This is a genomic window from Massilia sp. AB1, assembly GCF_018119385.1.
GTDB lineage: Bacteria > Pseudomonadota > Gammaproteobacteria > Burkholderiales > Burkholderiaceae_D > Telluria.
The window spans coordinates 73,756-100,310 of record NZ_JAGKSG010000005.1 but is presented as its reverse complement, the minus strand read 5'-3'; the positions used below and the strand labels follow the sequence as shown (position 1 = coordinate 100,310).

24 protein-coding genes are annotated in these 26,555 nt (G+C 66.1%); 14 read left to right on the top strand and 10 right to left on the bottom strand.

Annotated features, from left to right (window positions below):
* Positions 1 to 95: 95 nt before the first annotated feature.
* A complete protein-coding gene (locus tag J8847_RS04850) occupies positions 96 to 548 on the bottom strand; it encodes a fasciclin domain-containing protein (protein ID WP_211523546.1) in 453 nt (150 codons plus the stop codon).
* 129 nt (positions 549 to 677) lie between these two features.
* Here J8847_RS04850 and J8847_RS04845 point away from each other — a divergent pair, with 129 nt between their 5' ends.
* Complete coding sequence (locus tag J8847_RS04845; RefSeq protein WP_229512503.1) at positions 678 to 1,643, top strand: MerR family transcriptional regulator; 966 nt, start codon at positions 678 to 680, stop codon at positions 1,641 to 1,643.
* 4 nt (positions 1,644 to 1,647) lie between these two features.
* On the opposite strand, the gene J8847_RS04840 is transcribed toward J8847_RS04845, so the two are convergent.
* The 3 genes from J8847_RS04840 to moaC all read right to left on the bottom strand — a co-directional run bounded on the left by J8847_RS04840 (position 1,648) and on the right by moaC (position 4,402).
* The gene (locus tag J8847_RS04840) at positions 1,648 to 3,036 is read right to left on the bottom strand and encodes an RtcB family protein (RefSeq protein WP_211523624.1); all 1,389 of its coding nucleotides are present in this window, start codon (positions 3,034 to 3,036) and stop codon (positions 1,648 to 1,650) included.
* Positions 3,037 to 3,165: 129 nt separating this feature from the next.
* Positions 3,166 to 3,861, bottom strand: a complete 696-nt coding sequence (locus J8847_RS04835) for a hypothetical protein (protein WP_211523545.1) — start codon at positions 3,859 to 3,861, stop codon at positions 3,166 to 3,168.
* Positions 3,862 to 3,901: 40 nt separating this feature from the next.
* A complete protein-coding gene (gene moaC / locus J8847_RS04830) occupies positions 3,902 to 4,402 on the bottom strand; it encodes a cyclic pyranopterin monophosphate synthase MoaC (protein ID WP_211523544.1) in 501 nt (166 codons plus the stop codon).
* A 125-nt stretch (positions 4,403 to 4,527) separates the two neighbouring features.
* On the opposite strand from moaC, the gene J8847_RS04825 reads away from it, so the two are divergent.
* Positions 4,528 to 6,069: a M48 family metalloprotease gene (locus J8847_RS04825; protein WP_211523543.1), complete on the top strand. Its 1,542-nt coding sequence runs from the start codon at positions 4,528 to 4,530 to the stop codon at positions 6,067 to 6,069.
* 2 nt (positions 6,070 to 6,071) lie between these two features.
* Here J8847_RS04825 and J8847_RS04820 read toward each other — a convergent pair whose 3' ends face one another.
* From J8847_RS04820 to J8847_RS04810, 3 genes are read right to left on the bottom strand one after another with little or no spacing between them, the layout of a single operon-like run.
* On the bottom strand, positions 6,072 to 6,659 hold the full coding sequence (locus J8847_RS04820) for a DUF2946 family protein (protein WP_211523623.1): 588 nt from the start codon (positions 6,657 to 6,659) through the stop codon (positions 6,072 to 6,074).
* 4 nt (positions 6,660 to 6,663) lie between these two features.
* The gene (locus J8847_RS04815) at positions 6,664 to 7,647 is read right to left on the bottom strand and encodes a YheT family hydrolase (protein ID WP_211523542.1); all 984 of its coding nucleotides are present in this window, start codon (positions 7,645 to 7,647) and stop codon (positions 6,664 to 6,666) included.
* 31 nt (positions 7,648 to 7,678) lie between these two features.
* Positions 7,679 to 7,873, bottom strand: coding sequence for a zinc-finger domain-containing protein (locus tag J8847_RS04810; RefSeq protein ID WP_020651840.1), 195 nt, complete (start codon positions 7,871 to 7,873; stop codon positions 7,679 to 7,681).
* Between the two features lie 330 nt (positions 7,874 to 8,203).
* Between J8847_RS04810 and J8847_RS04805 the strand changes: the two genes are divergently transcribed.
* From J8847_RS04805 to J8847_RS04755, 11 genes are all read left to right on the top strand, one after another.
* On the top strand, positions 8,204 to 8,953 hold the full coding sequence (locus J8847_RS04805; RefSeq protein ID WP_211523541.1) for an AzlC family ABC transporter permease: 750 nt from the start codon (positions 8,204 to 8,206) through the stop codon (positions 8,951 to 8,953).
* Positions 8,946 to 9,290: an AzlD domain-containing protein gene (locus tag J8847_RS04800; RefSeq protein WP_211523540.1), complete on the top strand. Its 345-nt coding sequence runs from the start codon at positions 8,946 to 8,948 to the stop codon at positions 9,288 to 9,290. The genes J8847_RS04805 and J8847_RS04800 overlap by 8 nt, the downstream gene beginning before the upstream one ends.
* Positions 9,291 to 9,328: 38 nt before the next feature.
* On the top strand, positions 9,329 to 10,534 hold the full coding sequence (locus J8847_RS04795; protein WP_229512501.1) for a phosphoglycerate kinase: 1,206 nt from the start codon (positions 9,329 to 9,331) through the stop codon (positions 10,532 to 10,534).
* Between the two features lie 74 nt (positions 10,535 to 10,608).
* Entirely contained in the window at positions 10,609 to 12,069 is a 1,461-nt protein-coding gene (gene pyk / locus J8847_RS04790) for a pyruvate kinase (protein WP_211523621.1), read from the top strand.
* Positions 12,070 to 12,087: 18 nt separating this feature from the next.
* Positions 12,088 to 13,152: a class II fructose-bisphosphate aldolase gene (gene fba / locus J8847_RS04785; protein ID WP_211523539.1), complete on the top strand. Its 1,065-nt coding sequence runs from the start codon at positions 12,088 to 12,090 to the stop codon at positions 13,150 to 13,152.
* Positions 13,153 to 13,475: 323 nt separating this feature from the next.
* Positions 13,476 to 14,372, top strand: a complete 897-nt coding sequence (locus J8847_RS04780; RefSeq protein WP_211523538.1) for a phosphoribosylaminoimidazolesuccinocarboxamide synthase — start codon at positions 13,476 to 13,478, stop codon at positions 14,370 to 14,372.
* Between the two features lie 3 nt (positions 14,373 to 14,375).
* A complete protein-coding gene (gene purE, locus J8847_RS04775; RefSeq protein WP_211523537.1) occupies positions 14,376 to 14,873 on the top strand; it encodes a 5-(carboxyamino)imidazole ribonucleotide mutase in 498 nt (165 codons plus the stop codon).
* A gap of 2 nt (positions 14,874 to 14,875) precedes the next feature.
* Positions 14,876 to 16,060: a 5-(carboxyamino)imidazole ribonucleotide synthase gene (locus J8847_RS04770; protein ID WP_211523536.1), complete on the top strand. Its 1,185-nt coding sequence runs from the start codon at positions 14,876 to 14,878 to the stop codon at positions 16,058 to 16,060.
* A 2-nt stretch (positions 16,061 to 16,062) separates the two neighbouring features.
* On the top strand, positions 16,063 to 17,091 hold the full coding sequence (locus J8847_RS04765) for an L-threonylcarbamoyladenylate synthase (RefSeq protein ID WP_211523535.1): 1,029 nt from the start codon (positions 16,063 to 16,065) through the stop codon (positions 17,089 to 17,091).
* A gap of 271 nt (positions 17,092 to 17,362) precedes the next feature.
* The gene (locus tag J8847_RS04760; RefSeq protein ID WP_211523534.1) at positions 17,363 to 18,721 is read left to right on the top strand and encodes an SGNH/GDSL hydrolase family protein; all 1,359 of its coding nucleotides are present in this window, start codon (positions 17,363 to 17,365) and stop codon (positions 18,719 to 18,721) included.
* A 59-nt stretch (positions 18,722 to 18,780) separates the two neighbouring features.
* Positions 18,781 to 19,464 carry an OmpW family protein gene (locus J8847_RS04755; RefSeq protein ID WP_211523533.1) on the top strand — a complete coding sequence of 228 codons (684 nt, stop codon included), beginning with the start codon at positions 18,781 to 18,783 and terminating at the stop codon, positions 19,462 to 19,464.
* A gap of 197 nt (positions 19,465 to 19,661) precedes the next feature.
* Here the strand turns inward: J8847_RS04755 and J8847_RS24400 are convergent, their stop codons facing one another.
* Positions 19,662 to 21,692 (bottom strand): bifunctional diguanylate cyclase/phosphodiesterase, encoded by a 2,031-nt coding sequence (locus tag J8847_RS24400; protein WP_307727496.1) that lies wholly within the window; start codon positions 21,690 to 21,692, stop codon positions 19,662 to 19,664.
* Between the two features lie 405 nt (positions 21,693 to 22,097).
* Between J8847_RS24400 and J8847_RS04745 the strand changes: the two genes are divergently transcribed.
* Entirely contained in the window at positions 22,098 to 24,362 is a 2,265-nt protein-coding gene (locus tag J8847_RS04745; protein ID WP_211523532.1) for a hypothetical protein, read from the top strand.
* A 31-nt stretch (positions 24,363 to 24,393) separates the two neighbouring features.
* On the opposite strand, the gene J8847_RS04740 is transcribed toward J8847_RS04745, so the two are convergent.
* Together J8847_RS04740 and J8847_RS04735 are read right to left on the bottom strand one after the other, a co-directional pair.
* Entirely contained in the window at positions 24,394 to 25,182 is a 789-nt protein-coding gene (locus tag J8847_RS04740) for a nucleotidyltransferase domain-containing protein (protein WP_211523531.1), read from the bottom strand.
* Positions 25,183 to 25,280: 98 nt separating this feature from the next.
* A complete protein-coding gene (locus tag J8847_RS04735) occupies positions 25,281 to 26,480 on the bottom strand; it encodes an acyl-CoA dehydrogenase (RefSeq protein ID WP_211523530.1) in 1,200 nt (399 codons plus the stop codon).
* Positions 26,481 to 26,555: the final 75 nt, after the last annotated feature.

The following is a 26,555-nucleotide window of genomic DNA, read 5'->3' as shown; positions in this document are numbered from 1 at the left end:
AAATTGGCTCATCGAGCAAAATCTTCAGCAATAAAAAAACCGCCGCGGCGCCGGGGGCAGCGGCGGGCGGCGGACGAGGAAGAGGGCGGGTTTGCTTAGGGCATGATGACGGCGTCGATCACATGGATGACGCCGTTGTCGGCCACGATGTCGGTCTTGGTGACATGGGCGTTGTCGACCATGACCTTGTCGCCGCGCATGCCGACCTTGAAGGTGCTGCCTTCGACGGTCTTGACTTCGCCAGGCTTGACGTCGGCTGCTTTCACCGTGCCCGGCACGACGTGGTAGGTCAGGACCTTGGCCAGCGCTTGCTTGTCCTTGAGCAGCGCATCGAGCTTCGCTTTGGGGATCTTTGCAAACGCCGCGTCGGTGGGGGCGAACACAGTGAATGGACCTGGCCCCTTCAGGGTATCGACCAGGCCGGCAGCCTGGACAGCGGTGACGAGCGTGTTGAACGAACCTGCCGATTTTGCGGTATCGACGATGTCGGCGGCCTGGGCGCTAGTGAAGACAAATGCCAGAGGAAGTGCGGCAAGGACGGTTTTCATTGCATGCTCCTGAAGGTTGGTTGTGCAGCCGAACGGCTGCGTGCACTCAATGTAGGCCAAGCGAACACGATTGTCTAAGGTTTGACGCTATAATCCGCCGTAATTGTGGTTCAATTTAGGGACATTGCTATGGATTCTTCGATCAGGACGGGACAAGAGCGCATCATGTACCGCACGGGCGCAGCCGCGCGCCTGGCCGGGCTGCCGGTCGAGACCCTACGCGTATGGGAGCGCCGCTACGGCTTGTCGGAAGCCCAGCGTTCCGAGCGCGGACAGCGGCTGTACTCTGCGGAGCAGGTGGCGCGGCTCGGCCTGCTCAAACAGCTGGTGGACCAGGGCCATTCGATTGGCGTGCTGGCCGGGCTGAGCCGGGAGCAGCTGCAATCGATGCTCGGCCACAACCTGCAGGCGCAGGCACAGCCGTCAGCGCCGGTCCGGGTTGTCCTGGTCAGCAAGGTGCTTGGGCGGCGTCTGGCAGCCATGGGCCGCGAGGCGACCGGCCTCGATGTGCGCGCCCAGTGCCCCAGCCTCGAGCGGCTGGACGAACTGCCGGCCGATGCCGAGGCGGATGTGATGGTCATCGAAATGTCCGAACTGGACGACAGCGTCCTCCCGCTGGTGGCGGCGGCGCGCCAGCGCGTGAATGTCGCAGCGGCGGTCGTGCTGTACCGCTTCTGTCCCAGCGCCACGATCCGCGCCTTGCGCGCCCAGGGCTGTCTCGTGGTTCGCGTCCCGGCCGACCTGGGCGAGCTGGCGCTGCTGTGCCGCTCGGCGCTGGGCGGCCAGCGCCTGCCGCTGAGCGAATCGGAGCCGGCGATCACGCCGCGCCGCTTCGACGAGGATGCGCTGGTGACGATCACCACGGCCAGCGACCGCCTGAGCTGCGAATGCCCGCGCCATCTCTCGGATCTGTTGATGATGATCGGCAGCTTCGAGCGATACAGCGTGCAGTGTGCTTCGCGCAATCCCGAGGATGCCGACCTGCACGCCCTGCTGGCCAGGGCCTCGGGGCAGGCGCGGGTCATCCTCGAGGATGCGATGGAAAGGCTGGCGATTGCCGAAGGCTTGCCGCTGCCGGACCGGCAACGGGCCTGACACCTCAGGCTTTGAACGTGACCCACGGCTTCAGCCGCACGACGGCGTCGATCAGGCCAGCCTGCTCCTGGGCGGCCAGCACCGGACCGATCGGCTTGTAGGCGGCTGGCGCTTCCTCGATCCTGCGCTCCTCGCGCAAGGTGACGCACTGCCAGCTGCCGTCCGATGGGACTCCAGACATGCGCCGCAGCTCCTGGCGCCGCACGCTGCGGCCGGCGCCATGGCTGCATGACCACAACCACTCGGGATTTCCGAGGCCGCGCGCCACATACGAGGCATCGCCCATCGAGCCGGGAATGAGCACAAGTTCGCCATTGCGTGCCGGCGTAGCCCCCTTGCGGTGGATGTTCATCCCCTGTTCAGGCAGCACCACGTTATGCGGAACGTCGACGACAAGGCGCGAAGTCCCGCCAGCAAGCTCGGCGACTTCCTTGCGTACCAGTTCGGCCAGGACCACCCGGTTGGCCCACGCATAGCGCGCCGCCGTGCCCATGGCCCTGAGGTACTCGTGCGCAAGAGGGCCGCTCAAGCCATACAGACCGCTGTGCGGATGCTTGAGGCCGGCAGGCCATTCGGCCCGTGCCCGGTCCATCCAGCGCTGGCCGACAAAGAAACCGACGTCGCGGCTGCCAGAATGGATCATCACCACCACGTCGCCCACGGCCAGGCCCGCGGCAAAGGCTGCGTGGCGGTCGAAGACCTCGTCGACTACCTGCAGCTCCACGAAGTGGTTGCCGGCGCCCGGCGTGCCGAGGTTGGGGTCGCGTATCGTGTCGCGGCTGCCTACCAGTGCGTCCGGTGCATAGGCCGAGTGGCCGCCGAAATCCGCCAGGCTGACGCAAGACGCCAGTTCATCCGCCAGACGCTGGCGGTCGACGGCCGCCCACAGTCCCTCATCGTGCAAGGAATCGATGAATTCGGCAGGTCCGTCATCGAACAGGGCCCGGAACGCGGCGCTGCGTACCGGTATATTGCGGCCGTTGTCGAGCAGGACGCGGGTCAGGCGCCGTACCAGCGCATCCTTGAGTGGCTCTACGGCGGCCTTCTTCAGGCCAGTGGTCACCAGCCGCATGCCGCAATTGATATCGGTGCCGATCGCGGCGGGAATGACGAAATCGGCATCGGTGGCCACGACACTGCCGACCGGCGCGATGGAGCCCGGGTGGAAATCCGGCGTGGCGCAGGCGCGGCAGACGCCATGGTGGCTGTCGGGCGAGCGCACCGCGGCGAAGTCGAGCAGCTGGCGCACAGCTTTCTGCTCAAGGGGGAGCGTGGCCGGCAGCAGGATCTGGGCGCTGGCGTGCTCGTTGGAGATACGGTAGATGCCGTCCGAATAATCGACGGCGATGCCTTCGCGGCGGAAGGCTTTGACAAGTCGGGGGAAAATCGACATAGCTGCTTTCAATGTAGGCGTCAGAACGCCCCGGCGACCAGGGTGCCGGAACGGAGCCTTCGTGCAGCAGCAGTCAGGAAGGGAAACGAATTATTGCATTATTGGAAAAGAGGAGCAAGCAGCAGGCCTCTAGACCAGGACCGCGGCCTGAACGAATGCGTGGCGCAGGTTTGTCAGTCCCTTGATCGCACGTGCGCCCTCGTCCTTGGTCACACGTCCGCACGCATCGACGACGAGATGCTCCAGCTCGGGAAATTTCTCACGGAGAGAGCCCAGGCAATGGAGGTTTCTGCAGCGGTGGATTTCCAGACGGCGCAACCGGGGCAGGGAGGGCAAATCGGCCAAGCTTTCCGTGCTGGCCCAATGCAGCTGCAGTTCGGTCAGGGATGGCGGAAGCAAGAGCGAGGCGCAGTCCCCCTTGTAGCGCCAGAGAGACAGGAAACGCAGGGAAGCGAGGCGATCCAGTCCGCTGTCCTTCGGGCGTAGCTCGATGACGGCGTGTTCCATGGAAGGAAACCTGTCGAACTGGATCGGCGGCCGTTTCGGGTGAATGCCGAAACGGCGCAAATTCGACAATGCGTAGAGGCCGTCGATGTTGTTCAGCGCCACGTCCCAGAACCAGACGGCTTCAAGGAAAGGGAGTTGCTGAAGGAAGTCGAGATTCGATTCCGCGAAACCGAAGGCGGGCGAGCCGAACACCTGTTTGACGCCGCTGCGTTCCACCTCGGCGATGCACTCCGCCAGATTGCCGGACTCGATACCGACGGCCGGGAATCCGGGCGCATCGGACCAGCGTAAGACATTCCCGTCACGCGCTATCGGCAAGCTGATTCTCCGGGCGGATGCTCAGTGGATGGATGTCAGGTTATACCTGCGCGGTCCAGTCCCCGCTCTTGCCGCCATGCTTCTCCAACACCCGCACATTGGTCATCACCATCCCGCGGTCGACCGCCTTGCACATGTCGTAAATGGTCAGCAGCCCGACCTGCACAGCCGTGAGCGCCTCCATCTCGACCCCGGTCTTGCCGATGGTCTCGACCTGCGCGCGGCAGTGCACGCTGTTGGCCGCCTCGTCGATCTCGAAATCCACCGCCACCTTGGTGATCGGCAGCGGATGGCACAGCGGCACCAGGTCGCTGGTGCGCTTCGAGGCCATGATGGCGGCGATGCGCGCGATGCCGATCACGTCGCCCTTCTTGGCCGTCCCCGACACCACCAGGGCCAGGGTCTCCGGCTTCATGCGGATGGTGCCGGCCGCCACGGCGATGCGGTGGGTGTCCTGCTTGGCGCCGACATCGACCATATGGGCCTGGCCGGTGGCGTCGAAGTGGGTCAATTGATCTGCGGTCGGGGTCTCGGTCGTCATTGCAAGGTCGATAATCTGGGGTAACAAAGTGTATCGCAGGGCAGCAAGTTGCGTGCGGATGGGGGTATCATAGCATTGTGAAACTACGCTCCCGACCAGCCAAAGCGCGCCGATGGCGCCCCGCATTGACTGTCCTGGCCCTCTGCACGTCGGCCGCGTTCGCCATTGCGGCGCCGGCGGAACCGCTCCAGAAACCCGACAGCTCCCGCCTGCCCACCCTCGGCGACGCCGCGCGCGGCGACCTGTCGCCCGTGGTCGAGCGCAAGCTGGGCGAGGAAATCATGCGCGACATCCGGCGCGACCGTGATTACCTCGACGACGAAGTCATCCTCGAATACCTGAACAACTTCGGCAACGCCCTCGTCACCGTCGTGCCCGGCGCGCGCGGCGAGACCAATGCCGATTTCCAGTTCTTCGCCGTGCGCGATGCCGCCCTCAACGCCTTCGCGCTGCCCGGCGGTTTCATCGGCGCCCACTCGGGCCTGATCATCGCCGCCCAGACCGAATCCGAACTGGCCGGCGTCATGTCGCACGAGATCGGCCACGTATCGCAGCGCCACATCGCGCGCATGCTGGGCCAGCAGAAGCAGGACGTGCTGCTGCCGCTGGCGGCGATGATCCTGGCGGCGCTGGCCGCCAAGTCCAGCTCGGACGCGGCGATGGGCGTGCTGATGGGCGGACAGGGCCTGGCGATCCAGCGCCAGCTGAACTTCAGCCGCGACGCCGAGCGCGAGGCCGACCGGGTCGGCTTCCAGATCATGGAGAAGGGCGGCTACGACACCACCGGCATCGTGGCCTTTTTCCGCCGCCTGCAAAGCGCCAGCAAGCTGTATGGCGAACTGCCGGCCGGCTTGAGCAACCTGAGCAGCCACCCGCTGACCCAGGAGCGCATCAGCGACATGCAGGCGCGCATCCGCGAGATCCCCAAGAAGCAGCGCGTCGACAGCCTCGACTTCCATCTGGTGCGGGCGCGTACCCGGGTGCTGCAGGACCTGAGCGAGCAGGGACGGCGCGAAGCGAAGAGGGCTTTTGAAACCCAGCTCAAGGAAACCCACCGCCAGCAGCAGGCCGGCGCCCAGTACGGGCTGGCTTATTTGGCGCTGCGCCAGGGCGACCTGGCCGGCGCCCAGAGCTGGCTCGACAAGGCGCGCGCCACCGTCAAGCCGCGCGAAGGCGTGTTCACGACCGCGTCGAACGTGGGCGACGGGGCCAGCATCTTCGCCGGCCTGTCGATCGAGATCAAGATGGCGCAAGGCCAGCCGCCGGAAGTCTTGCAGCAGGCGGTGCAGGAAGCGGAGCAGGCGCGCCAGCGTTTCCCGCTGTCGCGCGCGATCGCGCACCAGTATGCCGACGTGCTGGTGGCGGCCGACAAGCTGGACGAGGCGGCCCGCTACCTGCGCGACCAGGTGCAGCAGTACCGCGAGGAACCCAAGCTGCACGACCTGCTGGCCAAGACCTATGCCAAGCAGGGCAAGATCGCGCTGCAGCACATGTCGCTGGCCGAATCCTATGTGCTGGCCGGCGCGCTGCCGGCAGCGGTGGAGCAGCTCAATCTGGCGCGCAAGGCGAGCGATGTGTCGTTCTACGACCAGGCCGTGATCGATGCGCGCGAGCGCGAACTGCAGGCGCGCCAGAAGGCGGAGAAGGAAGAAGAGAAGGAGCGCTGAGCTCAGGCGCTCGGGATCGTCCGGTAGCCGAAGCGCTGCGGCGCATCCTGCGCGCCAAGGCGTTCGAGCGCGATCCGGCTGCCGTTCCACGGCAGCGCCAGTTCGCCGGCGCCCTTGTCCAGCCATGCCATCACCGCTTCGTCCGAGGCCGGTTCGCCATCCAGTTCCAGCATGCCCAGCACCTGCGCCATGTCGCGGTCGTCCAGCTGCGCGATCACCTCGCCGGCCTGGAACAGCAGCGCGCCGGAATCCAGCAGGAACACCCGTTCGACCTTCGCCAGCGCTTGCCCCGTCTGCAGCACCAGCCCCTGTTGCGGATCGGTGCGCGCGATGAAGGGCGTCGCTTCCAGGTTAACGTAGACGCGCTGCGGCCCGTTCTGGAAATACCAGTTGCCGTGCTCGTCGTGCAGGTAATTACGGTTGATGAAGCCCACCAGGGCCGGATTGGTCAGCCGGTCGCCCGGCGCGTTGGCGCGCTGGGCCGCTTCGTCGCGCATGCGCCAGCCGCCGCGCGCATCCAGCGCCAGCCAGCCGTAGCAGTGCGGCACGTTCGGCCACTTGGCCATTGCCTGTTTAACGATGTCGTCCATAGTGTCAGCCAGCATTGCACAGCTGCGCGGCATCCGGCGCGCGGGTGGCGGCAAGCTGGTCGAAGAAGTGGAGGATCTTTTGCGGCAGCCAGTCGATGCGGCCCGGGAAGGGACCTGCGGCGAAGCCGACGTGGCCGCCGTGCTCCGGATACTCCAGGGTCACCGCCTTCGATGCGCTCTGCGGCAGGTGGGCGCCCGGCAGGAAGGGATCGTTGCGCGCGTTCAGCACCAGGGTCGGCACCGTGATGGCGTCCAGCACGTGGCGGGCGCTGGCGCGGTGCCAGTAGTCGTCGGTGTCGCGGTAGCCGTGCAGCGGCGCGGTCACCACGTTGTCGAAGGCGTACAGGTCGCGCGCCCGCATCAGGGCCTCGCGGTCGAACAGGCCGGGGAACTGCTCCAGCTTGGCCAGGCACTTGGGCTTGAGCGTCTGCAGGAACATCCGCGTGTAGACCATATTGAAGCCGGACGACAGCGCTTCGCCGCCGCGCGCCAGGTCGAGCGGGGCCGAGATGGCGCAGGCGCCGTCGACGATTTCCGCGCCGTGGCCCGATTCGCCCAGCCAGCGCAGCAGGGCGTTGCCGCCCAGCGAAACGCCGGCGGCGTACAGGATGCCGGTGTGGTGCGCGCGCAGCTTGCGCACGATCCAGTCGACTTCGTGGGCATCGCCCGAGTGGTAGAAGCGGGGCGTCAGGTTCGGCTCGCCCGAGCAGCCGCGGAAATGCGGCACGGCGCCCGACCAGCCGCGCGCTTTCAGGGCGGCCATCAGGCTGCGGGCGTAATGGCTGTGCGAGGAGCCTTCCAGGCCGTGGAACAGCACTACCAGCGGCTTGCCGGGCTGGCCGTCCACGAAATCGACGTCGATGAAGTCGCCGTCATGGCTGTGCCAGCGCTCGCGCCGGTAGGCGAGCTCCGGCTTGGCGATGCAGGTCGCCGGATAGATCGTCTGCAAATGGCCGCCCGGCAGCCAGGAAGGGGCACGATAGTTCATGGGTGAGCGGCGCCAGGCGCCGCAGGGTGGGTCAATGGTGCTTCAGCACGGTGCCCGGCGCGAGGCGGTACTGGGTGCCGCAGTAGGGGCACTTGGCTTCGCCGTGGTGGTCGAAGTCGAGGAAGACGCGCGGGTGCGAGGACCACAGCGGCATTGCCGGATTCGGGCAATATGCCGGCAGGTCTTTGGCCTCGAGTTCCACCACAGGCATCGTCTTTTGGTTCATCTGGTTCTCTCCGTTAGGGAAGTTTTTGCAAAGGGGAACCTCGAAAAACCGTAGCGAGCGGCAGCAATGCTGGTTGAGAAGCGCAGCTGTACGAATGTACAGCGAGCATCGCAAACCGGCAGTGCAACGCGCAGTAGGTTTTTCGAGGTTCCCAAAGATACGATTTTAACGGATTCATACTCGTTGCCGGAATGGCCGCTAAAATAACAGGCTGATCACATTCGAGCCCGGGCGCAGCTGCGCCGTCTCCGGCTCCCCCTCCAAAATGCGTTTCACACCCAAGCGTTTCAAGTCCGCCGCGGGGGCCATGGCCCGTTGCAGGATTACCACATGAAGGACGGCGACCCACAGGGACTGTCTCCCGCCGGCCAGGACGCCGCCGACCGCGCGGCCTGGGATGAAGGTTTCAAGACCGGCCTGCCGACCCTGTTCGGCATCGCCGCCTGGGGCCTGGTGGTGGGCATCGCCATGGTCAAGAGCGGCCTGAGCGTGCCGCAGTCCATCGGTATGACCCTGCTGGTGTTCGCCGGTTCCGCCCAGCTCGCATCGCTGCCCCTGATCGCCGCCCAGGCCCCGATCTGGGTCATCTTCGCCACCGCCCTGGTTGTCAACCTGCGCTTCGTGATCTTTTCCGCGCTGCTGGGGCCGCATTTCGCGCACCTGCCGTGGAAGCAGCGCCTCCTGCTCGGCTATGTATCCGGCGACCTGACCGTGGCCATGTTCCTGCAGCGCTATCCAAGCGCCGAGCCGGCGCCCGGCAAGCTGGCCTACCTGAAGGCGCTGGTGATCCCGAACTGGTTCGCCTGGCAGATCGGTTCCGTGATCGGCATCTTCCTCGGCAGCGCCGTCCCGAGCGAGTGGGGGCTGGGCTTTGCCGGCACCCTGGCCATCCTGTGCGTCATGGTACCCCTGATTATCAATAACGCCGCCCTGTGCGGCGTGGTCGTGGCCGGCGCGGTGGCCGTGCTCGCCTACGGGCTGCCCTACAAGCTGGGCCTGCTCCTGGCGGTGGTGGTCGGCATGGTGACCGCCATGTTTATCGAAGAAACCTTCACCAAGCGAAAGGCGCGTCATGGCTGACTGGGAAATCTGGGTGGTCATCGGCGTGCTGTGCGTCGCCACTTTCGCCACCCGCAGCTCGTTCTGGCTGATCGGGCACCGCATCACCATTCCGCCGCGGGTCCAGGAAATGCTGCGCTACGCCCCTGCCTGCGCGCTGGCGGCCATCATCGCACCCGACATCCTGATCGACGCCCAAGGCCAGACCGAGCTGGAATGGACAAATCCCAAGCTGCTGGCCGGCCTCGCGGCCCTGGGTTTCTACCTGTGGCGCCGGAACATGCTGTTGACGATCATATTCGGCATGGCCGTCTTTACACTGTTGCGTGTGTTACACATTTTCGGGCCCGTCGCCTAATGTACAATGACGTTTTTTCACTATCTCACCGCTGACCAATGGACGCCGTTCTCCGCTTCACCCGTCTGCAAGACCTGATCGACCGCGACGCGCTGAAAAACAAGCGTGTTTTCATCCGTGCTGACCTGAACGTGCCGCAAGATGATGCCGGCAATATCACCGAAGACACCCGCATCCGCGCCTCGGTGCCGGCGATCCAGGCCGCCCTCAAGGCCGGCGCCGCGGTGATGGTGACCTCGCACCTGGGCCGTCCGACCGAAGGCGAGTTCAAGCCGGAAGACAGCCTGGCGCCGGTCGCCAAGCGCCTGTCCGAGCTGCTGGGCCAGCCGGTCGAGCTGAAGCAGAACTGGGTCGACGGCGTCGAGGTCGCGCCGGGCCAGGTGGTCCTGCTGGAAAACTGCCGCGTCAACAAGGGCGAGAAGAAGAACAGCGACGAGCTGGCCCAGAAGATGGCCAAGCTGTGCGACGTCTATGTCAACGACGCTTTCGGCACTGCGCACCGCGCCGAAGCCACCACCCACGGCATCGCGAAATTCGCGCCCGTGGTCGCCGCCGGCCCGCTGCTGGCCGCCGAACTGGACGCCCTGGGCAAGGCCCTGGGCCAGCCGAAGCGTCCGCTGCTGGCCATCGTGGCCGGTTCCAAGGTCTCGAGCAAGCTGTCGATCCTGCAGAGCCTGGCAGAGAAGGTGGATAACCTGATCGTCGGCGGCGGCATCGCCAACACGTTCATGAAGGCCGTCGGCCTGAACATCGGCAAGTCGCTGGTCGAGAACGACCTGGTCGGCGAAGCGAAGCAGATCATCGACATGATGGCCAAGCGCGGCGCCCAGGTGCCTATCCCTGTCGACGTCGTGTGCGCCAAGGAATTCGCGCCGACCGCCGCCGCCACCGTCAAGGACGTGGCCGACGTGGCGGACGACGACATGATCCTGGACATCGGCCCGAAGACCGCCGCCATGCTGGCGGAGCAGGTCGCCAAGGCCGGCACCATCGTCTGGAACGGCCCGGTGGGCGTGTTCGAGTTCGACCAGTTCGCCGAAGGCACCAAGACCCTGGCCATGGCCATCGCCAAGTCGGAAGGCTTCTCGATCGCCGGCGGCGGCGACACCCTGGCCGCGATCGCCAAGTACGACATCGGCGACCAGATCGGCTACATCTCGACCGGCGGCGGCGCCTTCCTCGAGTTCCTCGAAGGGAAGACCTTGCCGGCAGTCGAGATCCTGCTCCAGCGTAACGCCCAATAAGTACCAGCGCAGCCTAGAAGGCTGCGCTTCTCTTTCAGAATCAAGGATTCCAACCCATGCAAGCTGCGCGCCCCCTGTACAACGCCACCAAGATCGTTGCCACCATCGGCCCGGCGTCGACCGACTTCGACATCCTCGTGAAAATGATCCGCGCCGGCGTCGACGTCGTGCGCCTGAATTTCTCGCACGGACGGGCCCAGGACCACATCGACCGCGCAGCGCTGGTGCGCCGCGCCGCGGCCGAATGCGGCACCGAGGTGGCGATCATGGCCGACATGCAGGGGCCGAAGATCCGCGTCGGCAAGTTTGAAGAAGGCAAGATCTTCCTGAACAATGGCGACAAGTTCATCCTGGACGCGAAATGGGGCGAGAACGGCGAGCTGGGCAACCAGGAACGCGTCGGCCTCGACTACAAGGCCCTGCCGCGCGACGTCAAGCCCGGCGACAAGCTGCTGCTGAACGATGGCCTGATCGTGCTGGTCGTCGACAAGGTCAACGGCCACGAGATCTGCACCACCGTCAAGGTCGGCGGCGAGCTGTCGAACAACAAGGGCATCAACCGCCAGGGCGGCGGCCTGACCGCACCGGCCCTGACCGCCAAGGACATGGAAGACATCAAGACCGCGATGAGCTTCCAGGCCGACTACCTGGCGATCTCCTTCCCGAAGAACGCCACCGACATGGAAATGGCGCGCCAGCTGGCCAACATCGCCGGCGAACCCTACGGCCACAAGCCGATGATGATCGCCAAGATCGAGCGCGCCGAAGCCATTCCGGTGCTGCAGGAAATCCTGGACGCCTCCGACGGCATCATGGTCGCCCGCGGCGACCTGGCGGTCGAAGTCGGCAACGCCGCCGTGCCGGCGCTGCAGAAGCGCATGATCCAGATGGCGCGCGCCTCCAACAAGCTGGCCATCACCGCGACCCAGATGATGGAGTCGATGATCGTCAACGCCGTGCCGACCCGCGCCGAAGTCTCGGACGTGGCCAACGCCGTGCTGGACGGCACCGACGCCGTCATGACCTCGGCGGAGACCGCATCGGGCAAGTATCCGGTGGAGACGGTCGAGATGATGGCCGCGATCTGCCTGGAGGCGGAACAATCCGAATACAACAAGCGTGACGCCGATTTCCTCAACGTCCAGTTCACCCGCATCGACCAGTCGATCGCCTACGGCACCCTGTTCACCGCGCACCACCTGCGCGTGAAGGCCATCGTGGCGCTGACCGAATCGGGCTCGACCGCACTGTGGATGAGCCGTCACTCGATCGACACCCCCATCTTCGCACTGACCCCGCTGCAGGCGACGCAGCGCAAGGCGTCCCTGTACCGGAACGTGCGAGCATTCCATCTTCTGCAGGAAGGCGGCAGCCACGCCGTGCTGCGCCGCGCGGAAGAAGTCCTGATCAACGAAGGCATGGTCCGCAAGGGTGACCTGATCGTCGTGACCTGGGGCTCGCCGATGGGGCAGGCCGGCGGCACCAACGCGCTCAAGATCGTGCGCGTCGGCGAGCTGGACGAACTAGTTTCTTAATTGTTTGGGAGTAAACCCATGGCACTCGTATCAATGCGTCAACTGCTGGACCACGCCGCCGAACACGGTTATGGCCTGCCGGCATTCAACGTCAACAACCTGGAACAGGTGCAGGCCATCATGGCTGCCGCCGACGCGGTCAACGCGCCGGTGATCATGCAGGCCTCGGCCGGCGCGCGCAAGTACGCGGGCGAAGCCTTCCTGCGCCACCTGATCGACGCCGCCGTCGAAGCCTACCCGCATATCCCGGTCGTCATGCACCAGGACCACGGCCAGTCGCCGGCGGTCTGCATGGCCGCGATCCGTTCGGGCTTCACCTCGGTGATGATGGACGGTTCGCTGGAAGCCGACGGCAAGTCGGTGGCTTCGTATGAATACAACGTCGAAGTCTCGAAGGAAGTCGTCAAGTTCGCGCACTCGATCGGCGTGACCGTCGAAGCCGAGCTGGGCGTGCTGGGCTCGCTGGAAACCATGAAGGGCGACAAGGAAGACGGCCACGGCGCGGACGGCACCATGACCCGCGAACAGCTGCTGACCGACGTGGCGCAAGCCGCCGACTTCGTGGCCAAGACCCAGTGTGACGCGCTGGCGATCGCGATCGGCACCTCGCACGGCGCGTATAAATTCACCCGCAAGCCGACCGGCGACATCCTGGCGATCGACCGCATCAAGGAAATCCACGCCCGCATCCCGAACACCCACCTGGTGATGCACGGTTCGTCGTCGGTGCCGCAGGAACTGCTGGCCATCATCCGCGAATTCGGCGGCGACATGAAGGAAACCTATGGCGTGCCGGTCGAAGAGGTCCAGGAAGGCATCAAGCACGGCGTCCGCAAGATCAACATCGACACCGACATCCGCCTGGCGATGACGGCTGCGATCCGCAAGTACATGTTCCAGAACCCGTCGAAGTTCGACCCGCGCGACTACCTGAAGCCGGCGCGCGAAGCGGCGATGGAAGTGTGCAAGGCGCGCTACCTGTCCTTCGGCTGCGAAGGCCAGGCAGGCAAGATCAAGCCGATCTCGCTGGACAAGATGGCCGAGCGCTACAAGGCTGGCGAACTGGCGCAGATCGTTCAGTAAGATGATGTAGGCGTGCCTGCAGTTGCTTTCCGGTGGCTGCGGACACGCTCAGCAAGATTCGTCCCGCACCCTCAAACGTCGTTCCCGCGTAGGCGGGAACCCAAGTTCGCAGCACAGCGGCAAGCTCACGCAGGATCGCAACGCAAGCAAACTTGGATCCCCGCCTTCGCGGGGATGACGGTGGTAGGTATATGCCCTGGCCTTCGGTCGGCGGCGGCGAGAGGCGAATTGACGTAAAATTACGCATTCAGCAGGCCTTCCAGGCCTGAACACCCCCAAACCGGCGCCCCATTCGCCGGCACTGTTTCCCTGATATCCCTTCTATGAACAGCCTCTACGAATCCACTATCCAGTCCCTGCCACTGCTCGGCCGCGGCAAAGTGCGCGACAACTACGCCGTCGGCGACGACAAGATCCTGATCGTCACCACCGACCGCCTGTCGGCTTTCGACGTGGTCATGAACGAGCCGATCCCGGGCAAGGGCATGGTGCTGAACCAGATGAGCGACTTCTGGTTCGAGAAGCTCGGCCACATCGTGCCGAACCACCTGACCGGCGTGGCGCCGGAGTCCGTGGTCGCCCCGAACGAAGTGGAACAAGTGCGCGGCCGCGCCGTCGTGGCCAAGCGCCTCAAGCCGATCCTGGTGGAAGCCGTCGTGCGCGGCTACATCATCGGTTCCGGCTGGAAGGACTATCAGGCAAGCGGCGCCATCTGCGGCATCCAGCTGCCCGCCGGCCTGCGCCAGGCCGACAAGCTGCCCCAGCCGCTGTTCACCCCGGCCGCCAAGGCCGACATCGGCGAGCACGACGAGAACATCTCCTTCGAAGAGATGGAAAACCGCATCGGCAAGGAACTCGCCGCGAAAATGCGCGACGTCAGCATCGCGCTGTACACCGCCGCCGCCGAGTACGCCGCCACCCGCGGCATCATCATCGCCGACACCAAGTTCGAATTCGGCCTGGACGAGAACGGCGTCCTGCACCTGATGGACGAAGTCCTGACCGCCGACTCCTCGCGCTTCTGGCCGGCGGACTCCTACGCCCCGGACATGTCGCCGCCTTCTTTCGACAAGCAGTTCGTGCGCGACTACCTGGAAACCCTGACCGACTGGCCGAAGACCGCGCCGGCGCCGGCCCTGCCGCAGGAAGTGATCGAGAAAACCCAGGCCAAGTACTTCGAAGCCATCGAACGCCTGACCGGCGAGAAGCTGAAGGCCTGAACGATGAGTGAGCAGAACAAGCCGCTGGTCGGCGTGATCATGGGTTCCTCGTCGGATTGGGACGTGATGAAGAACGCCGTGGACGTCCTGAAGCAGTTCGGCGTGCCTTTCGAGGCGCAGGTGATCTCCGCGCACCGCATGCCGGACGAGATGTTCACCTATGCCGAGACCGCGCGCGAACGCGGCCTGCGCGCCATCATCGCCGGGGCAGGGGGCGCCGCCCACCTGCCGGGCATGGTGGCCGCCAAGACCATCGTGCCGGTGCTCGGCGTGCCGGTGCCGTCGAAGTACCTGCGCGGCGAAGATTCGCTGCTGTCGATCGTGCAGATGCCGAAAGGCGTTCCGGTGTCGACCTTCGCCATCGGCGAAGCCGGCGCCGCCAACGCGGCCCTGACCGCGGTGGCGATCCTTGCCGCCACCGACGATGCACTGGCCCAGCGCCTGCTGGCCTTCCGCGCCGAGCAGACCGCGGCGGCCCAGGCCATGACTCTCCCCGCTTGAGTATGAACGATCCGTTTCTCCAATCCGCCAATCCGCCGGCCTGGCTCGGCGTGATGGGCGGCGGCCAGCTTGGCCGCATGTTCGCCCACGCCGCGCAGGCGATGGGCTACAAGGTCGCCGTGCTCGAGCCGGCGCAAGACTGCCCGGCAGGGCAGGTCGCCGAACGCCTGATCAACGCGGGCTACAGCGACGCCGCCGGCCTGGCCGAACTGGCGCGGCAATGCGCCGCCATCACCACCGAGTTCGAGAACGTCCCGGCCGACAGCATGGCCTGGCTGGGCGAGCGCAGCTTCGTGGCGCCCGCCGCCTCCTGCGTTTCGATCGCCCAGGACCGCATCGCGGAAAAACGCTTCTTCGTCGAGTGCGCGCCGACCTCCGGCGTGATGCCGGCGCCGCACAAGACCATCGCTTCCCACGCGGACATCGAGGCCATCGGCGACGACCTGCTGCCGGGCATCCTCAAGACGGTGCGCATGGGCTACGACGGCAAGGGCCAGGTCCGCGTGCGTTCGCGCGAGGACGTGCGCGCGGCGTTCGACCAGATGGGCGGCGTGACCTGCCTGCTGGAGAAGATGCTGCCGCTGGCTTATGAAGTCTCGGTCCTGACCGCGCGCGGCGCGGATGGCGTGTCGGTGGTCTACCCGATCGCCGAGAACGTGCACCGCGACGGCATCCTGTTCACCACCACCGTGCCGGGACCGAACGTGTCCGAGGCTTGCGCGCAGCAGGCCCAGGACGCGGCGCGCGCCATCGTCGCCCAGCTGGGCTATGTGGGCGTGCTGTGCATCGAGTTCTTCGTGCTTGCCGACGGCAGCCTGGTGGTCAACGAGATGGCCCCGCGTCCGCACAACAGCGGCCACTACACCATCGACGCCTGCGTCACCAGCCAGTTCGCGCAGCAGGTCCGTGCGATGGCGCGCCTGCCGCTGGGCGACGTGCGCCAGCATTCCCCAAGCGTGATGCTCAACATCCTGGGCGACGTCTGGTTCGAAGAGAACAGCGACGAGGCGCGCGAGCCGGCCTGGGACAAGGTCCTGGCGCTGCCGGGCGCCAACCTGCACCTGTACGGCAAGGACGATCCGCGCCGCGGCCGCAAGATGGGCCACGTGACTTTCGTCGCGCCGACCCTGGCGCAGGCGCAGGACAGCCTGCGCCAGGCTTGCCTCATCCTGGGCATTCCGGAGTGACGATGGACCAGCAGCTCGACCACAGCGCGATCGACGCGGCCGCGCGCGCCCTGGAGCAGGGCGCGCTGGTCGCCTTCCCGACCGAGACCGTGTACGGCCTCGGCGCGGATGCCGAGAACCCGGCGGCCGTGGCGGCCATCTACGCCGCCAAGGGCCGCCCGCAAGACCACCCGGTGATCGTGCACCTGGCGCCGGGCGCGCCGCTCCACTACTGGGCCAGCGAGATTCCGCAGGAAGCCCATGCCCTGGCTGAAGCCTTCTGGCCCGGCCCGCTGACCATGATTCTCAAGCGCGCCGCCAACATCCCGGACGCCGTCAGCGGCGGCCAGGACACGGTCGGCCTGCGTTGCCCTTCGCATCCGGTGGCGATCGCGCTGCTGCGCGCCTTCAAGGGCGGCCGCGGCGGCGTGGCGGCGCCGTCGGCCAACAAGTTCGGCCATGTCAGCCCGACCCTGGCCCAGCACGTGCGCGACGAATTCGGCGCCGACGGCTCGGTGGCCATGGTGCTCGACGGCGGCGCTTCCCAGGTAGGCATCGAATCGACCATCGTCGACCTGTCGCGCTTGAAGACCCACGGCCCGGTGCTGCTGCGTCCCGGCCACATCAGCGCCGAGGCGATCGCCGCCGTGATCGACCAGCTGCCGGCCGCGCCCGACGCCGCCGCGCCGCGCGCCTCGGGCACCCTGGAATCGCATTACGCGCCGCACACTCCGGTGGCGATGCAGGACAGCGAGACCTTGCGCATCACCTTGGCGGACCTGGCCCGGGCCGGCCGCAAGGTGGCGCTGATCCACTACACCGACATGCCGGCGACCCACGCGGCGCTGCGCCTGCCGGCCACGCCGGATGGCTTTGCCCACGCACTGTACGCGGCGCTGCGCGCCATGGACGGGCAGGGCGCCGATGTCATCCTGGTCGAGGCCCCGCCGACGAATGGTTCGTGGCTGGGCGTGAACGACCGCCTGCGCCGCGCGGCCCACGGCTCCACCGGCATCGTGCACGGCCTGCTCAACCGCCAGCCCGGCGCCTGAGCTCCAACTGATCCATATCAAACACCTCAAAGACAAGGCGCAATACGCCTTGTCTTGACGGCACACGCGTGCGAAAAAGAGCTTCTTTCGCTACCGACGAGAACGCTATAATCCCCTCCCTTTTTTGCGCTTTCGACGCCTGTGGTGCGGGCTTGTAAAAATTACGAAATTGCAAGAATTTCGCTATACAAGCGAACTGAACACTGGCATATTAGTTGTGATACGAATAGCACGGGCGTTCGTTTCATAATAACCATCGTTAGGAGACACAATGCGTCAAACCAAACTCGCGCTTGCCTTGTTGTCGGCAGCGTTGCTGGCGGCCTGTGGCGGTAGCAGCCCGGCCGGCGGCGACCAAACCCAGAAGACCACGTTCAGCCAGCAAGTCTCGTTCGGCGACAGCCTGTCGGACGTGGGCACGTACTCGGTAGGCGCAGTCAAGGCCGCAGGCGGCGGCAAGTTCACCATCAACGGCGACAGCACCAGCACCAATCCTGAGCTGACCGGCAAGATCTGGCTCGACTTCATGGCCGCCCAGCTGGGCCTGCCGGCGCCTTGCGCCGCCCAGACCGGCCTCGAAGGCGACGCGAGCCTGGGTCTCAACGTGCCGATCACCAACCATGCGAATTGCTTCAACTACGCCCAGGGCGGCTCGCGCGTGAGCAACCCGGTCGGCCCGGGCAACAAGGCCACTGGCTCGCCGATCGGCGAAATGACCCTGCCGATGACCAACCAGATCGCCAACCACCTGGCCAAGACCGGCGGCAAGTTCAGCGGCACCGAACTGGTGACCGTCTTGTCCGGCGGTAACGACGTCCTGATGCAGATGGCCGCGATCCAGACCGCGGGCACCACCGCCGGCGCGCAGGCTTTCGCCACCTCGCTGACCATGCAGCTGGCGGCAGGCGCCACCAATCCGCAGACCGCCGCCGTGGCCATCGGCACGGCGATCGCCACCGAAAACGCACGCCCGGGCAAGACCGACGCCAGCGTGGTGCAGGCCGCCGTCATGGCCGCCGCCATCCAGCCGGGCAATGCGGCTGTCGCTTCGCAGGCCGTGTACGGTCCGATGGTCGTCAAGGCCCAGGCCGACGGCACCGCCGCCGGCACCAAGGCCGCCGGCGACTACGCGACCGCCAACGCCACCCGCATGGTGACCGAGCTCGGCGTCGAAGGCGCGAAAATGGCCGCCCTGGTGCGCAACGAGCTGGTCGGCAAGGGCGCGAAGTACGTGGTCGTGGCCAACCTGCCGGACGTCGCCAGCACCCCGGCCGCCAAGTCGCGCCCGGCCGAGATCCAGCAACTGGTGACCGCGATGATCAACGCCTTCAACACCCAGCTGAAGAACGGCCTGGGCGCCGACGATCCGCGCATCCTGTACGTCGACCTGTACTGGGTCAGCAACGACCAGGTGAAGAACCCGGCCCCGTACGGCCTGACCAACACCAGCACTCCGGCCTGCGGCGCGAATGCGCTGGGCTCGACCTCGCTGGTCTGCACCGCCAGCAATACCTCGGGCGGTGATGTGAGCCACTACATGTTTGCCGACACTGTCCACCCGACCCCGTTCGAGAACAACCTGATCGCACGCTACGTCCTGAAAGACATGGCCGTGAAGGGCTGGCTGTAAGGCTGCGGCAGGCCCGTCCCGGAAGAGGGCGGGCCATCACACAAGAACCAGGAGAAAAAATGAAAGTACGTTTCAAGAGCGTCGTGACGATGCTGGGTGTGGCTGCCGCGCTGGCATGCGCTTCGACCGCGTCGGCCCAGTCGAAAGGCCAGCTGACCGCCAAGTTCGGCATCAACCAGCTGACCCCGAAGGTCGAAAGCGGCGACATCAGCGCGCCGGCCCTGCCGGGCACCAAGGCCGACGTCGGCCGCGACACCCAGCCGGTGCTGATCTTCGCCTACGGCCTGACCGACAACATCTCGACCGAGCTGGCGCTGGGCACCCCATACAAGCACAAGATCTTCGGTGCGGGCGCGATCGCCGGCACCGGCGAGCTGGGCACGGTCGAGGCGCTGCCGCCGACCCTGTTCCTGCAGTACCGCTTCTTCGAGCCGAGCGCGACCTTCCGTCCCTTCGTGGGCGTCGGCGCGACCTACGCTTACTTCATGAAGGAGCGCGGCTCGTTCAAGATGACCGCGGTCACCAACCCGGGCAGCACCACGCCGACGACCTTCAGCATCGACAACAAGTTCACCTACACCGTGCAGGCTGGCGTGGCGATGAACTTCAACGAACGCTGGTTCGCGGACGTCACCGTCAACAAGGCGCGCCTGCGCACCAATGTCAGCTTCTCGACGGGCCAGACCCAGGCGATGAAGCTGGATCCGGTGTCGGTGGTGCTGGCGGTGGGTTACAAGTTCTGATCGCTGCAGGTGCTTAAAGAAAAACCCGCTTCGGCGGGTTTTTTTATTTTCGGGGCTGATCGACGAACTTAGGTTCCCGCCTTCGGGGGGATGACGTGCTAAAAGTGGTGGTAGCTCGTAACATCGCCACCGGCCTGGAGACCGTCATTCCCGCGAAGGCGGGAACCCAAGTTTGCATGCGTAGTGTTACAGCACGTTCAGTGCAAACTCCTCGCATACTGCGTAAACTGCTCCGCACTCAACGCCTGCTGATACAAGTGCCCCTGGTAGATATAGCACCCCGCATCCGACAGGAACTGCCGCTGCCCCGGCGTCTCCACCCCTTCCGCAATCACCTGCAGCCCCAGGCTGTCCCCGAGCGCAATGATCGAGCGCACGATCGAGGCGTCGTTCTGGTCGGTCAGCACGTCGCGCATGAAGCTGTGGTCGATCTTGAGCTGGTCCAGCGGCAGCTTGCGCAGGTAGGCCAGCGAGGAATAGCCGGTGCCGAAATCGTCCAGCGAGAACGACAGCCCGCGCCGCTTGAGCGTGGCCATGGTGTGGGCGGTCTGGGTGAAGTCGCTCACCACCAGGCTCTCGGTCAGCTCCAGCTTCAGGCTCGAAGGCTGCACCCCGGTGTGCTCGAAGATCCGCTGCAGCATCGGCACGAAATCCGGCTCGGTGAACTGGCGCGCGCTGACGTTGACCGACATCGTCAGCCCCGCTGTCTCCGGCGTGCTTTGCCAGCTCGCCAGCTCGGCGCAGGCGGTGCGCAGGGTCCAGCGGCCGATGTCGACGATCAGGCCGCTTTCCTCGGCGGCGCGGATGAACTCGGCGGGGAAGAGGATCTTGCCGTTCGGCAGGCGCCAGCGCAACAGGGCTTCGGCCCCGATCACGTGGCCGGCCCGGTCGAGCTGGGGCTGGTAGTGCAGCATGAATTCGTTGTTGCGCAGCGCCCGGCGCAGCCCGTTCTCGAGCTGGGCCCGCGCCGACCAGGCCGCCTGCACGGCCGGATCGTGGAAGCGGAACGTGTTGCGTCCCGAGGCCTTGGCCTGGTACATCGCCGCGTCCGCCTGGCGCAGGGTCGATTCCACCGTGTCGGTGGTGCCGCACAGGGTGGCCACGCCGACGCTGACCGAGAGCGTGTAGTTCAGCTCGCCGAGCTGGAAGGGCGCGGCCATCGCCGCCACCACCTTGGCCGCCACCGTCTCGGCCTGGGCCGCCGCGGCTTCGCGCGTGTCTTCGAGCGGCTGGATCAGGATCACGAATTCGTCGCCACCCAGGCGCGCCACCATGTCGGCTTCGCGCACGCAGTGCTCCAGGCGCCGCGCCACCGCCTGCAGCAGCATGTCGCCGGCCGCGTGGCCCTGGGTGTCGTTGAGGAACTTGAAATTGTCCAGGTCGCAGAACATCAGCGCCCCGCACTTGCGCGTACGCGCGCTGCCGAGCAGGGCGCGGCGCAGGTGGTCGAGCAGGTTGGCGCGGTTCGGCAGGTCGGTCAGCGGGTCGAAGAAGGCGAGGCGGAAGATCTTGGCTTCGTTGTGCTTGCGCTCGCTGATGTCGGTGCCAATCACCAGGATCTTCTGGCTGGCGCCGAAGGCGTCGTCGGGTGCCAGCAGGGTCCAGCGGGTGTCGGTTTCGACCTGCGAGCCGTCGCTGCGCACGTGGGTCAGCTCGCCGGCCCATTCGCCCTCGCCCAGGGTGTGTTCGTAGGCGCTCTGGTAGGCCGCCATGTCGTCGCACAGCAGCTCGCAGAAGCGCTTGCCGCGCGCCTCGTGCGCGCTCCAGCCGTACAGGCGCTCGGCGCCGTGGTTCCAGTAGGTGATGCGCGAATGCATGTCGATGGCGATGATCGCATCGCGCGCCCGCTGCAGGAAGGAGGCCTGTTCCATCACCATCATGTCCGCTTCCTTGATGCGCGTGAAGTCGGTCATGAAGCCTTCCAGATAACTGCCGTCGCCGTCCGGACCGAGCGCACCCTGTTCGCAGATCCATTTTTCGGCGCCGCAGGCGCAGCGGATCCGGTAGGTCAGCTGGAAATGCCGGTCCTCGGCGAGGGCGGCGGCGATGGTGCGCTGTACCCCGGCGCGGTCGTCGGGATGGATGATGCTGGCGAAAGACAGGCCGGGCTTGGCCATGAAGGCGGCGGCCGTGTAGCCGGTGAGCTTCTCGATGCCGTCGCTGATGAACTCCATGGTCCACTCGCCGTCGTTGCGGCAACGGTAGGCGGCGCCGGGAAGATTACTCAACAGCAGTTCGAGCGACAGTGAGTGCGCACTATCTGAAGCGGTCTGATCCAGAGCCGAAAGAGCGTTCATCATGTGTCGCGGACAGTGAAAAATTGAAACAGCCGGGTTATGGAGAACGAATAACCGATGGTAGCTCAAAAGACAGACAATGCAACGCACGCGATTGAAAATTGTTAAGAAATGTCGGGTGAGCGCAGCAGTTGGGTTCGTTGAACAGGAGCTCCATGCTCTGTGCATGAAAGCGGGCCATCCTGATTGCGATAGCAAATGCTCAAGCTATAATATTGCTTCTATTGCAATATCAGGGTGCACTGTGCGGTCCCCTGGACCGAAGCCGCCTTCTTTCCTTCGTCTTGGCCCGCTTGATCCGTGCATACCTGTTCAGCCCGACTACTCCCCCATCTGTTGCTCGCCATCGCGCTGCCGGTACTTGCCCCCGCTGCGCACGGGCAGGGTGATCCGGCCACGCAGGGCGGCCTGCGCGCAGTACGCATCGCCCAGGCCGACGCGCCGCGCATCGATGGCGTCCTGGATGACCCGGCCTGGCAGCGTGCTCCCGTCTACGACAGCTTCCACAAGCACGAGCCGCGCGACGGCCATCCGCTGCCACCCGCCTTGCGCACCACGGTGCAGCTCCTGATCGACGAGCACGCGCTGGTGTTCGCGGTCCGCGCCTGGGACACGCCGGCCGCCAAGCTGCGCGGCTCGCTGGCGCGGCGCGACAAGGTCGACCTGGACCAGGATTTCATCGGCCTCTGGATCGACCCGGTCGGGCATGGACGCGCCGCCCAGTTCGTGCGCATCAACACGGCGGGCGTGGTCAGCGACGGCATACACCGGGCCGACGATGACGAATCCGACCTGGGCCCGGACTTCCCGCTCGAGGCGGCGGTCAAGCTGCTGCCGGATGGCTACAGCATGGAAGTGCGCTGGCCCTTGTCGAACCTGCGCTTCCCGTATGCCGGCGGCCGCACCTGGCAGATGATGGTCGAGCGCAGCGTGCCGCATGCGGACGGCACGCTGCTGCTGACCGCGCCCCTGAAGACCGATGCGCTGAATTACCTGGTCTCGCTGCGCGAGATCGAGGGCATGGGCAGCACGGTGGAGTCGGTGCGCGACCGCCGCTTCGTCGAACTCCGTCCGGAACTCACGCTGCGCGCCGCGCGCGACGGCACGGAGGGCCGGCGCGAACGTGGCCTGCGCCTGGATGCCGGGCTGGAAGTCAACGTCCGCCCGCGCGCCGACTGGGTATTCAACGGCATCCTCCATCCCGATTACTCGCAGACCGAGGTCGACCAGCCGGTGTCCGCGGGCGCCAGCAACATCGCCCTCAGCCTGCCGGAGAAGCGCGGCTTCTTCCTCGAAAGCTCCGACGTGCTCGGCCTGCCGCTGCCGGCCTTCTATTCGCGCACCGTGTTCGATCCGAAGTGGGGGGCGCGCGCCACCTGGCGTGCGGCGCACCTGGACGCCACCGCGATGAGCCTGCGCGACGAACCCGGCGGGGTGGTGCTGCGCGGCCGTCCCTACGCTACCCTGGAATACGAGCAAGCCCACCGTTCCACGGCGAACCTGTGGCGCGCGCGCTGGCATGGCGAGGGATTGCTGCTGGGGGCCTTCGTGTCGCAGCGCGACTACCATGCCTTCGGCAGGAATGACGTGCTCGGCCTCGATGCCCAGTGGCGCGGTGCCAGTGCCGGCGGCGCGCAGCGGCAAGCCGCGCTGCTGGCCATGCATTCGCGGACCAGCGCCGGCTTCGACGAGGCGCTGGCGCCGGTGCGCACGCCGTCCCGCGATGGCGGCTACCTGTGGGGCAAGTTCGTGCACAGCTCGGGCGACTGGTGGAACGAAGCGGAGGTCGAGGCGATCGGCCCCGGCTTCGTGAACGACAACGGCTTCCTGCCGCAAGCGGGCATCGCCAAGCTCGACCTGGACATCAACCGGATCCTCGGCCGGCAGGAAGCGCTGGCGCTCCATGAATTCGAGGCCCATCTGGGCCTGCACGAGATCCGCACCCTGCGCGACCGCGCCAGCGGGCAGCCCGGCAACGAAGTGGTCGAGCGCAAGATCCGTCCCGGCTTCTGGCTGTCGGCGCCGGGGCAGACGCGCTTCTGGACCCAGCTTGGGCTCGACCGCCAGCGCGCCCGGCAGGGTGGGCGGCTGCACCGCACGCCGGCGCTGCACGTCGGCCTCGAGACGGTGCCGGCGGCATGGGCGCCGAAGCTCGCCGCCGAAGTCTCGCTCGGGCGCCAGCTCGACGCGGATGCCGACCGGGTCGGGCGCGGCGGCAATGTCATTCTCGACGTCGGCCTGCGTTTTCCCCTCAGGCGGGGTTGGGCGCTGGAACTCGACCACCATGTCAACCGCGCCTGGGTACGGGGCACGCTCGGCCACGATGCCTTTACGGACACCGCCTGGCGCTGGCTGGCGATGCTGCATTTCAGCCCGCGCGATTCCCTGCGCGTGCTGGCCCAGAACACCTGGGCCGCACGCCGCGACGACGGCATCACCCGGCTGCCGGCCTGGAACGAGCGCCAGGTCCACCGTTCGGTACTGTACCGCTACCGCTGGAAGCACGGACGGACCATCTCGGCCGGCTATGTCGATGACCGGATGCCGCTGGAGCGCAGCAGCACCAGGGCGCTTACAGTGCAGCTGCAGTGGGAGATCTGAGGCGTCTCCCGGCGCGTCCCCGACTGGTCCCTCAGCCCCAGGTTTCGCGCAGCACGTCGCGGAACAGCTGCGACAGCAGCGGCGCCACGGCGTCACGGTGCGCGCGGTCGATCCGCAGCGACTCCTGGCGCGCCAGCTCCACTTCGATGAAGCGCTGGATGGGCGCGACCTGGGGCGCCAGGCCCATCTCGGGCGAGCGGCGCTTGCGCTCGAGCAGCTCGTCGATGGCCTCGCGCAGGCCCGGTTCGCCCTCGATGGTGGGCAGCAGCCGGGAGAACTCGATCGGCGCCGGACGCTGTGTCTCGAGCAGCCAGCGTACCGACAGCAGGGGACGCAACACGTAGAAGTACTTCTTCAGCGGCACCATGTCCGCCTGGAGGTAGCCCCGGTAGTTGGTCTTGGCCATGCTGCGGTAGTGGTGCACGCCGCGCTCGAGGGAATACACCTGCGGCAGGAGTTCGCGTGCGCGCGCATGAAAGCTGCCGGCCGACTCGTAGACCAGCGGCGACTGGATCCACTCGACGAAGCCGGGATTGGATTTCCAGAACAGGCGCAGGGCCTTGCGCAGGTCCCAGCCATTGACGTCCATGTCGTCCACGATCGGGTACTCGATGACGTCGCGCTGTTCTTCCAGGCTGACCGACAGGTACCAGTCCGGGCGGTGTACATAGATGAAGCGCCCGTCGTAGTCGCTGTTGGGCGAAGCGAAGCCCCAGGCGCGGCTGCCCGACTCGACGGCCAGGAGGACGCGGACTTCGTGCTCTTGCTCGGCCGTGCGAAGGCGGCTGCGGATTTCTTGCTGTTTGTCGTGCGGGATCATGGTGGCACCTGGATCGTGAAAACAATCCGGCGCCCGGCGCCGCAGACGGTGATCGGTCACAACCGGCCGCCTCGGCAGCCGGTTGCGCCGGGGGAAAATCAGAACGCGGCGATGCCGGTCTGTGCGCGTCCGAGGATCAGCGCGTGGATGTCGTGCGTGCCTTCGTAGGTGTTGACCACCTCGAGGTTGACCATGTGGCGGATGATGCCGAACTCGTCCGAGATACCGTTACCGCCCAGCATGTCGCGCGCGACGCGGGCGATATCCAGCGACTTGCCGCAGGAATTGCGCTTCATGATCGAGGTGATCTCGACGGCAGCAGTGCCTTCGTCCTTCATGCGTCCCAGGCGCAGGCAGCCCTGCAGGCCGAGGGTGATCTCGGTCTGCATGTCGGCCAGCTTCTTCTGCACCAGCTGGTTGGCCGCGAGCGGCTTGCCGAACTGCTTGCGGTCCATGGTGTATTGGCGCGCGGTGTGCCAGCAGGCTTCTGCCGCGCCCAGCGCGCCCCAGGCGATGCCGTAGCGGGCCGAGTTCAGGCAGGTGAACGGACCCTTGAGGCCGCGCACTTCCGGGAAGGCGTTCTCTTCCGGGCAGAACACTTCGTCCATGACGATTTCGCCGGTGATCGAGGCGCGCAGGCCGAACTTGCCGTGGATGGCCGGAGCCGACAGGCCTTTCCAGCCCTTTTCCAGCACGAAGCCGCGGATCGCGCCTTCGTCGTCCTTGGCCCAGACCACGAACACGTCGGCGACCGGCGAGTTGGTGATCCACATCTTGGAGCCGCTCAGCGAGTAGCCGCCCTCGACCTTGCGGGCGCGGGTGACCATCGAGGCCGGGTCGGAACCGTGGTTCGGCTCGGTCAGGCCGAAGCAGCCGATCCATTCGCCGGTGGCCAGCTTGGGCAGGTATTTCTGCTTGGTTTCCTCGTTGCCGAACTCGTAGATCGGCACCATGACCAGCGAGGACTGCACGCTCATCATCGAACGGTAGCCGGAGTCGACGCGCTCGACTTCGCGCGCGATCAGGCCGTAGGCCACGTAGTTCAGGCCCGGGCCGCCGTACTGTTCCGGAATCGTCGGGCCGAGCAGGCCGAGTTCGCCCATCTCGCGGAAGATCGAGGTGTCCATCTGCTCGTGGCGGAAGGCTTCCAGGACGCGCGGCTGCAGCTTGTCCTGGCAGTAGGCCGCGGCGGCGTCGCGCACCATGCGCTCGTCGTCGGTCAGCTGGCTGTTCAGGAGGAGCGGATCATCCCAGTGAAATTGGGCCTTGGCTTTTTTGGGCGAATCGGAATGGTTCATTGCAAAATCCTGTCTCTGGTTTCTTGGTCGAATGCGGGATGAGTCGCGCCTAAGCTGCCCATTATAGGGAAGTCG